8 protein-coding genes and 1 pseudogene are annotated in these 7,028 nt (G+C 62.1%); 3 read left to right on the top strand and 6 right to left on the bottom strand.

Annotated elements, in window-relative coordinates; genetic code table 11:
- Nucleotides 1-38 precede the first annotated feature (38 nt).
- The 6 genes from EN994_RS12320 to hslV form a co-directional block, all read right to left on the bottom strand.
- Complete coding sequence (locus tag EN994_RS12320) at nt 39-998, bottom strand: DUF1402 family protein (protein ID WP_063170435.1); 960 nt, start codon at nt 996-998, stop codon at nt 39-41.
- 231 nt (nt 999-1,229) lie between these two features.
- Nucleotides 1,230-2,540 (bottom strand): ATP-dependent protease ATPase subunit HslU, encoded by a 1,311-nt coding sequence (gene hslU / locus EN994_RS12315; protein ID WP_013528355.1) that lies wholly within the window; start codon nt 2,538-2,540, stop codon nt 1,230-1,232.
- 4 nt (nt 2,541-2,544) lie between these two features.
- Nucleotides 2,545-3,090 carry a DUF2585 domain-containing protein gene (locus EN994_RS12310; RefSeq protein WP_224618702.1) on the bottom strand — a complete coding sequence of 182 codons (546 nt, stop codon included), beginning with the start codon at nt 3,088-3,090 and terminating at the stop codon, nt 2,545-2,547.
- A 106-nt stretch (nt 3,091-3,196) separates the two neighbouring features.
- Complete coding sequence (locus EN994_RS12305; protein ID WP_063169776.1) at nt 3,197-4,366, bottom strand: hypothetical protein; 1,170 nt, start codon at nt 4,364-4,366, stop codon at nt 3,197-3,199.
- Nucleotides 4,363-4,878 (bottom strand): GNAT family N-acetyltransferase, encoded by a 516-nt coding sequence (locus EN994_RS12300; RefSeq protein WP_024502003.1) that lies wholly within the window; start codon nt 4,876-4,878, stop codon nt 4,363-4,365. Before EN994_RS12300 ends, EN994_RS12305 begins: the two co-directional genes overlap by 4 nt.
- Entirely contained in the window at nt 4,868-5,419 is a 552-nt protein-coding gene (hslV, locus tag EN994_RS12295; protein WP_013528351.1) for an ATP-dependent protease subunit HslV, read from the bottom strand. Before hslV ends, EN994_RS12300 begins: the two co-directional genes overlap by 11 nt.
- A 242-nt stretch (nt 5,420-5,661) precedes the next feature.
- Between hslV and hisB the strand changes: the two genes are divergently transcribed.
- From hisB to EN994_RS12280, 3 genes and pseudogenes are all read left to right on the top strand, one after another.
- The gene (hisB, locus tag EN994_RS12290) at nt 5,662-6,261 is read left to right on the top strand and encodes an imidazoleglycerol-phosphate dehydratase HisB (RefSeq protein WP_063169777.1); all 600 of its coding nucleotides are present in this window, start codon (nt 5,662-5,664) and stop codon (nt 6,259-6,261) included.
- 4 nt (nt 6,262-6,265) lie between these two features.
- Complete coding sequence (locus EN994_RS12285) at nt 6,266-6,742, top strand: DUF2628 domain-containing protein (protein ID WP_063169778.1); 477 nt, start codon at nt 6,266-6,268, stop codon at nt 6,740-6,742.
- 23 nt (nt 6,743-6,765) lie between these two features.
- Nucleotides 6,766-7,028 (top strand): annotated as a pseudogene (locus tag EN994_RS12280) (imidazole glycerol phosphate synthase subunit HisH); the annotation flags it as partial.

Raw genomic sequence — 7,028 nt, 5'->3', positions numbered from 1 at the left:
GCCCTACAAGGGGCAGGTAAAGGCTCTGAACCCCAGCCCTAAAACAGCGCCTTCAGCTCCGGCAGTTTGTCGTTCACCAGCCAACCATAATAATTCTCTTCCGGCAGCTTTTCGGGCTCACCGGCGGCGCGGCGCCTGTCGTTCTCCGCCTTCAACGCATAAGCGCGCTGCTCCGGATTGCCGACATTGTAGAGCGTGGCGGTCAGCCCGGGATTGCCCGAAATGTCGAAGCCGGCAATGCTTTTATAGGCATCGATCGATTTCCTGATCGTCGCGGCGACGTAGGGCAGCGTCAGGTCGGGATCCATGATGGTCTTGTAGACCGAATTGGGATCGCCGACGTCGAGCTTGGGCAGGCCCGAAACCTTGTGCACCAGATCGCTCATCTGCAGGGCGGTCAGCGGATTGAGCTGGCCGAGGCCGAAGGTCTGGCCGGCATAATAAGGCTGGAAGAAGGTGGCGCCGAAGCGGTCGTCGGGAAAGCTGGTCCCGCCGACCGACTTGCCGCGAAACGAACGGTTCCACACCTGTTCGCGGCATTCCCACAGATCGTAGCTGTCGGACATCCCCGCGCATTTCTTGAATTCCGGCCGCTGCACGAAGTCGGTGATGTCCTCGCCGTCATAGGCGAAGGACAGCTTGCTGGAGAGATAGGAGATCGCCTTGACATAGTAGGTCTGCAGCCGGTCATAAGCATCGACATTGTAGGTGTGCTCGCCGACGATGGCGCCGACAATGTGCAGGGGATCGATGCCGTAGGCGGCCGCCGCCTTCCTGATCTTGGCGCGCAGATCGGCGTCGTTCTGCAGCAGGGCATAGACCTTGCGGTACTTCGCCTGGAAGCTGGTGTTGGTCGCCTGCGTGCGCCGGCTGGAGGCGCCGGGAATGTCGGGCTGCACGGCATTGCGATTTCCCGGCGGCACCAATGTCGCTGCCTCGGCGGCGAACAGCGTCGCCGCCAGCGTCAAGCCGAGAATGACCAGGATCAGTTTTTTCATGCACCCGCCGCCCAAGCAATTCCAGGAAAAGTGTGAAACGGTTTTCCGGAATTGCGTCAACCTAGAGATCGAGAATTGCCGCGCAAACTAGGTAAAGCTCTTGGTCGAGTCGAGAGCGCCCCTTCACCCGGCAGGACGAAAGGTGGCCAGATGGTACCATCTGGCCACACATGATTTTGCTTGCCGGAAAATGTTGCCTGGACCGGCGCCGGAACGTTTCGGCGCCGTCGTTTAAAGGATGAACCGCGACAGGTCGGTATTCCTGGACAGATCGCCGACATGCTTTTCGACATAGGCGGCGTCGATAGTGACGCTCGTTCCGTTGCGGTCGGGCGCATCGTAGGAGATTTCGTCCAGCACCCGCTCCATCACCGTCTGCAGGCGCCTGGCGCCTATGTTCTCGACGCTGGCGTTGAGATCGACGGCGATGCCGGCGAGCGAATCGATGGCGTCGTCGGTGAAGGTCAACTCGACGCCCTCGGTCTTCATCAGCGCGATATACTGCTTGATCAGGCTGGCCTCGGTCTCGGTCAGGATGCGCACGAAATCGTCCTTCTCCAGCGCCCGCAGTTCGACGCGGATCGGCAGGCGGCCCTGCAATTCCGGCAACAGGTCGGACGGCTTCGAGACGTGGAAGGCGCCGGAGGCGATGAACAGGATGTGATCCGTCTTCAACGGTCCGTATTTGGTCGCCACCGTGGTGCCTTCGACCAGCGGCAGCAGGTCGCGCTGCACGCCTTCGCGCGAGGGCCCGCCGGAAATGTCCGATCTCGCCGCGATCTTGTCGATCTCGTCGAGGAAGACGATGCCGTCGTTTTCCGCGGCATCGAGCGCCCGGCGCACCACCTCGTCCTGATCGAGCAGCTTGTCGGACTCGTCATTGACCAGCAGGTCGTAGGACTCCTTCACCGTCGTCTTGCGCATCTTGGTTTTCTTGCCGCCCATCGCCTTCGACAGCATGTCGTTGATGTTCAGCACGCCGATATTGGCGCCCGGCATGCCGGGGATTTCAAATCCGGGCATGCCGCCGCTGCCGGTGTCGGCAACCTCGACCTCGATTTCCTTGTCGTCGAGCTCGCCGTCGCGCAGCTTCTTGCGGAAACTGTCGCGGGTGGCCGGGCTCGCCGTCTTGCCGACCAGTGCTTCCAGCACACGTTCCTCGGCGTTGACGTGGGCGCGCGCCTTGACGTCCTCACGCATCTTCTCGCGCACCAGGCCGATGGCGATCTCGACCAGGTCGCGGATGATCTGCTCGACATCGCGGCCGACATAGCCGACTTCGGTGAACTTGGTCGCCTCGACCTTGACGAAGGGCGCACCGGCCAGCCGCGCCAGGCGGCGCGAGATTTCCGTCTTGCCGACGCCGGTCGGCCCGATCATCAGGATGTTCTTGGGCATCACCTCTTCGCGCATCTGGCCTTCCAGCTGCTGGCGGCGCCAGCGGTTGCGCAAGGCAATGGCCACGGCGCGCTTGGCGTCCTTCTGGCCGATGATGAAGCGGTCGAGTTCCGAAACGATTTCGCGGGGAGAAAATGTGCTCATATCACTAAATTCCACTTTGCCACTGCTTGATGGCCTCGAACGGATGCAGCAGCATGATCACGTTGAGTGTCAGATTGTCCCGGATGAGGTAGCCGGTGCCGAGTTCGAAGATGATGGCGAGGCTGACGATCACCCATATAGGTAGCCTTCGCGCCATCACAAATCCCAGCACCATGGCCAGTGTGTCCGACACCGAATTGATGATGCTGTCGCCATAGTAATCGAGCGAAATGGTGCCGGCGCGGTAGCGGTCGATGATGAACGGGCTGTTTTCCAGCAGCTCCCAGCCGCCCTCGATGAAGACGGCGAACGCCAGCCTCAGGCCGATCGGCGAACGCGGGAACAGGAACCGCGCCAGCGCATAGAACAGGAAGCCGTGGATGATGTGTGAGAAGGTGTACCAGTCCGAAATGTGCTGGGAATTCTCCGAACTGTTCACCACGCCATGCCAGAGCTTGACGTAGCCGCAGGTGCAGATCGGCGTCCGCCCCATGCCGTAGAGCGCCCCGGCCTGGAAGATGACCAGGGCAAGCACCAGCAGAAGCCCCATCCGCCAGCTGTCTTCGTAGGCCGAATAGCTGTTTTCCGTGGCCGGTGTCGTCATCGATTCATTCCCCCTCGTTTCGCGTCGCCGTCTCGACCATCACAAAGCCCTGTCACGCCTTCAGCGGCGGCAGCCGGCGGATCACGGCCGCCGGCAAGGTGAGGTTGACCACAATCCGCCGGATACGCTGCCAGCCGGCCCCGAACAGAATAATCAGCGCGCCAACAACGACCAGGATCAAGGCAAAAGGCGGGATGCCCGTCGAATCGGAGGCGGAATTCACCAGATAATAGATGCCCAGCGAGCCGAAGTAAGCCAATGTAGGAACCAGAAGCGAACGGCGGTCTATGGCCAGCGCGACATAGAGGAAGCCAAGGATCAGAATCGTCAGCATGATGGTTGCATTGGCATCCGGCGCGATATGTCCGAATACGACGTTTTGGCCGGTTGCCATGATAAAGAGCGGATGCACCAGCATCGGCGCCGAGACGACATGCAGCCAGAAAGCGCAATCGGACCAGATCTTGCGTCGATCCCTGTCGTAAATGTCAAAAGCGACACCCGTTGCGAACACGATCAGGCCGCAGATCAGCGGCATGTAAAGGGCCGCGCGAAGCAATTCGGGAACGTCCTCGAGGCGCGGCGGCGCAATCGCGCCGGTTGTCACACTGTCATACAGGATTATCGCCGTTTGCAGGAAGGCAAGCAGTGTGAAGGCGATGGCGATAGTCCCGGCAATGATGGGGACGCGAAAGCGCCAGAAATAGATCGCCGCCGCGATTATTCCTCCGCCCAGGAACAGATATCCGGCCCGGGACGCCGTCTGGCGCAACGCCAATAGCTGCCAGATGGTTTCCGGCTTGCGTATGCCGAAGCTGGCCTCCACTTGCAGCGCCAGAGCGGCCAGAATGGCGGCCATGAAAATCAGGGCAAGCACGGACGACGATAGCTTCATCCGGTGCTGACGCGTGACGATTTCGGCGAGCCCCCAGGCGAAAACCGCGAAGATGCCGGCGATCCAGAATGTCTGGCCTGGAAGCAAGGTGGTGAGGACAAAGAAGAAGCCGGCGCTGAGCAGAACGGTTCCCACGGTGACGAACAGATCGTTGCCGCCGCCGACCAGCCGCAGGTTTTCCTCGTCACCCTCGTCACTCTCATCATCGGCGCGCCTGGCCTCGGGGGCGAGAGCGACCGCGCGTTCCATGGCCTCCAACTGATCGCGCAAGGTCTGCGAGATCAAACCTTTCGCGACTGCCTTGTCGAGGGTTTCGGCGCTGATCAATTGGGCTCCTGCGTCGCGTCGCGCGCCATCATCAGGGCTGGCCCGTACTCCGATGTTCTGGTGTCAAAGGCAACAAAGCCGGCCTTTTCGTAGGCGCGGATCGCCCTGACATTGGCGGGATCCGGGTCGATGATGACGCGCGGAACACCTTCCTCGAAAAGCTGTTCGACGAATTGGCGCACGATCGCCGAGCCATGGCCACGCCCGACCAGCTCCGGCACGCCGATCGACACGTCGATGCCGAGCGTGCCGAACGGCTGGTCGGCGTAGGGGTGGTCGTCTTCCAGATGCGGGTCGTAGCTCTGCAGATAGGCGATCGGCTTGCCGTCGAGCTCGACGATCAGCGGCTCGACGGAAATCGAGTCGATATGATCGCTAATCCCGGCGATTTCCGTCTCCGGATCGTCCCACCACTCTGCAACATGCGGCTGGGCAAGCCAGCCGGCGATCATCGGCAGGTCTTTCTCCGTCACCGGCCGAAAATCATAGGTCACCACCTCTTCAGGCGGCATCGAGCGTTTCGACGACGAAATTGTTGTTGGTGTAGACGCAGATGTCGGATGCGATCTGCATCGCCTTGCGGGCGATCTCCTCGGCATCCTTGTCGCTGTCCATCAGCGCGCGGGCCGCGGCCAGCGCGTAATTGCCGCCCGAACCGATGGCCATGACGCCGAATTCGGGTTCGAGCACGTCGCCGGTGCCGGTCAGCGCCAGCGAGACTGACTTGTCTGCCACCAGCATCATCGCTTCCAGCCGGCGCAGATAGCGGTCGGTGCGCCAGTCCTTGGCGAGCTCGACGCAGGCGCGCGTCAGCTGGTCGGGATATTGTTCGAGCTTGGCCTCGAGCCGCTCCAAAAGCGTGAAGGCGTCGGCGGTGGCGCCGGCGAAACCGGCAATCACATTGCCGCCCTTGCCGATGCGGCGCACCTTCTTGGCGTTGCCCTTCATGATGGTCTGGCCAAGGCTGACCTGGCCGTCGCCGGCGATCACCACCTTGTTGCCCTTGCGCACCGTCACGATGGTCGTGGCGTGCATGGTCAGTTCATTGGACATTTCTTGGGCTCCGAGCAGCGCCATCCCGATAAGGCGATTGGCGCGGTACGAGTAACTTTGATCGGCCATATGTATGCATGGGGCCGGTGATTGCAAATCGCTCTCTGGCAAGGCCGATACCGATGCCGGAGGCAACTGGCAATCGCCGGATCATGCTGCTAGAAGGCTTTCGTTTTCAAGCCTGCGAGCGCTTGAAGCCTCTGAGCCGGTCACGATGTGAACCTCTGGACAAGGATAGAGTGATGCCGCCCCGTTCCGCCGAAGCGAGCCGTAAGACCAAGGAAACCGACATCTCCGTGTCGGTCCATGTCGACGGGTCCGGCAAGTCGGATATCGCTACGGGCGTCGGCTTCTTCGATCATATGCTGGACCAGCTGTCGCGCCATTCCCTGATCGACATGACGGTCAGGGCCAAGGGCGACCTGCATATCGACGATCACCACACGGTCGAGGACACCGGCATCGCGCTCGGCCAGGCCTTGACCAAGGCGCTCGGCGAGCGGCGCGGCATCATGCGCTATGCCTCGATCGACCTTGCCATGGACGAGACGCTGACGCGCGCCGCGATCGATGTGTCCGGCCGTCCCTTCCTGGTCTGGAACGTTTCCTTCTCGTCGCCGAAGATCGGCACCTTCGACACCGAACTGGTGCGCGAGTTCTTCCAGGCGCTGGCGCAGAATGCCGGCATTACGCTGCATGTCACCAACCACTATGGCGCCAACAACCATCACATCGCCGAGACCTGCTTCAAGGCGGTGGCGCGCGCGCTGCGCGCTGCTCTCGAACGCGATCCGCGCCAGCCGGATGCGGTTCCCTCCACCAAGGGATCGTTGAAGGGATAAGGCCATGGCCACCTACGTCGTGATGGAACCGCCAGGCCGCAGCGAAAAGGCTGATGCGACGGCCTTTGTCCGCGATGGCTTCACCTGGCTGGGCCTCCTGGTGCCGCCGCTATGGTTCGCCTGGCATCGGCTGTGGATCGAAGCAGCACTTGCCTTCGTCGTCATGGGCCTGCTTTCGATGCTGGGCCAGAAGCTCGGCCTTGGTGTGGCCGGGTCGCTGCTGTCGTTGTTGGTTTCGCTCTATGTCGGCCTGGAAGGGCAAGGCCTGCGCATCGCGGCACTTCGCCGGCGTGGTTGGCACGAGTGGGGCGCGGTCGAAGCCGGTTGGCTCGACGATGCCGACACACGCTATGCACTGGAGGCGGAAGCGCTTGCCGATGAGGTTGTGCCGGCGCCGCGCATGGTCCCCGATGCTGCCCTCGCGCGGCCAGCGCAGCCGGGCATTGCGCTGGGGCTGACCCACATACCGGGAAGAAACTGACATGATTCCGGGAAGAAGCTGAGATGCGGGTTGCGATCATCGACTACGGCTCGGGCAATCTGCGCTCGGCCACCAAGGCTTTCGAGCGCGCCGCGCGCGAAGCCGGCATCGCGGCGCAGATCGACCTGACGGCCGATGCCGAGCGGGTGCGCACGGCCGATCGCATCGTCCTGCCCGGCGTCGGCGCCTATGCCGATTGCGCGGCCGGCCTGCAGGCCGTCGAAGGCATGTGGGAAGCCGTCGAAGATGTCGCGATCGTCAAGGGCCGGCCTTTCCTCGGCATCTG

Origin of the sequence: Mesorhizobium sp. M7A.F.Ca.CA.002.09.1.1 (assembly GCF_003998555.1) — a bacterium.
In the GTDB taxonomy this organism is placed as follows: domain Bacteria; phylum Pseudomonadota; class Alphaproteobacteria; order Rhizobiales; family Rhizobiaceae; genus Mesorhizobium; species Mesorhizobium ciceri.
The sequence above is the reverse complement of the archived record's forward strand: the minus strand, read 5'-3'. Positions and strand labels throughout refer to the sequence as shown.

Coding starts and splice junctions, on each gene's coding strand:
- EN994_RS12320 (WP_063170435.1), bottom strand. CDS start 998: ATGAAAAAACTGATCCTGGTCATTCTCGGCTTGACGCTGGCGGCGACG.
- hslU (WP_013528355.1), bottom strand. CDS start 2,540: ATGAGCACATTTTCTCCCCGCGAAATCGTTTCGGAACTCGACCGCTTC.
- EN994_RS12310 (WP_224618702.1), bottom strand. CDS start 3,090: ATGGGGCTTCTGCTGGTGCTTGCCCTGGTCATCTTCCAGGCCGGGGCG.
- EN994_RS12300 (WP_024502003.1), bottom strand. CDS start 4,878: ATGCCGCCTGAAGAGGTGGTGACCTATGATTTTCGGCCGGTGACGGAG.
- hslV (WP_013528351.1), bottom strand. CDS start 5,419: ATGTCCAATGAACTGACCATGCACGCCACGACCATCGTGACGGTGCGC.
- hisB (WP_063169777.1), top strand. CDS start 5,662: ATGCCGCCCCGTTCCGCCGAAGCGAGCCGTAAGACCAAGGAAACCGAC.
- EN994_RS12285 (WP_063169778.1), top strand. CDS start 6,266: ATGGCCACCTACGTCGTGATGGAACCGCCAGGCCGCAGCGAAAAGGCT.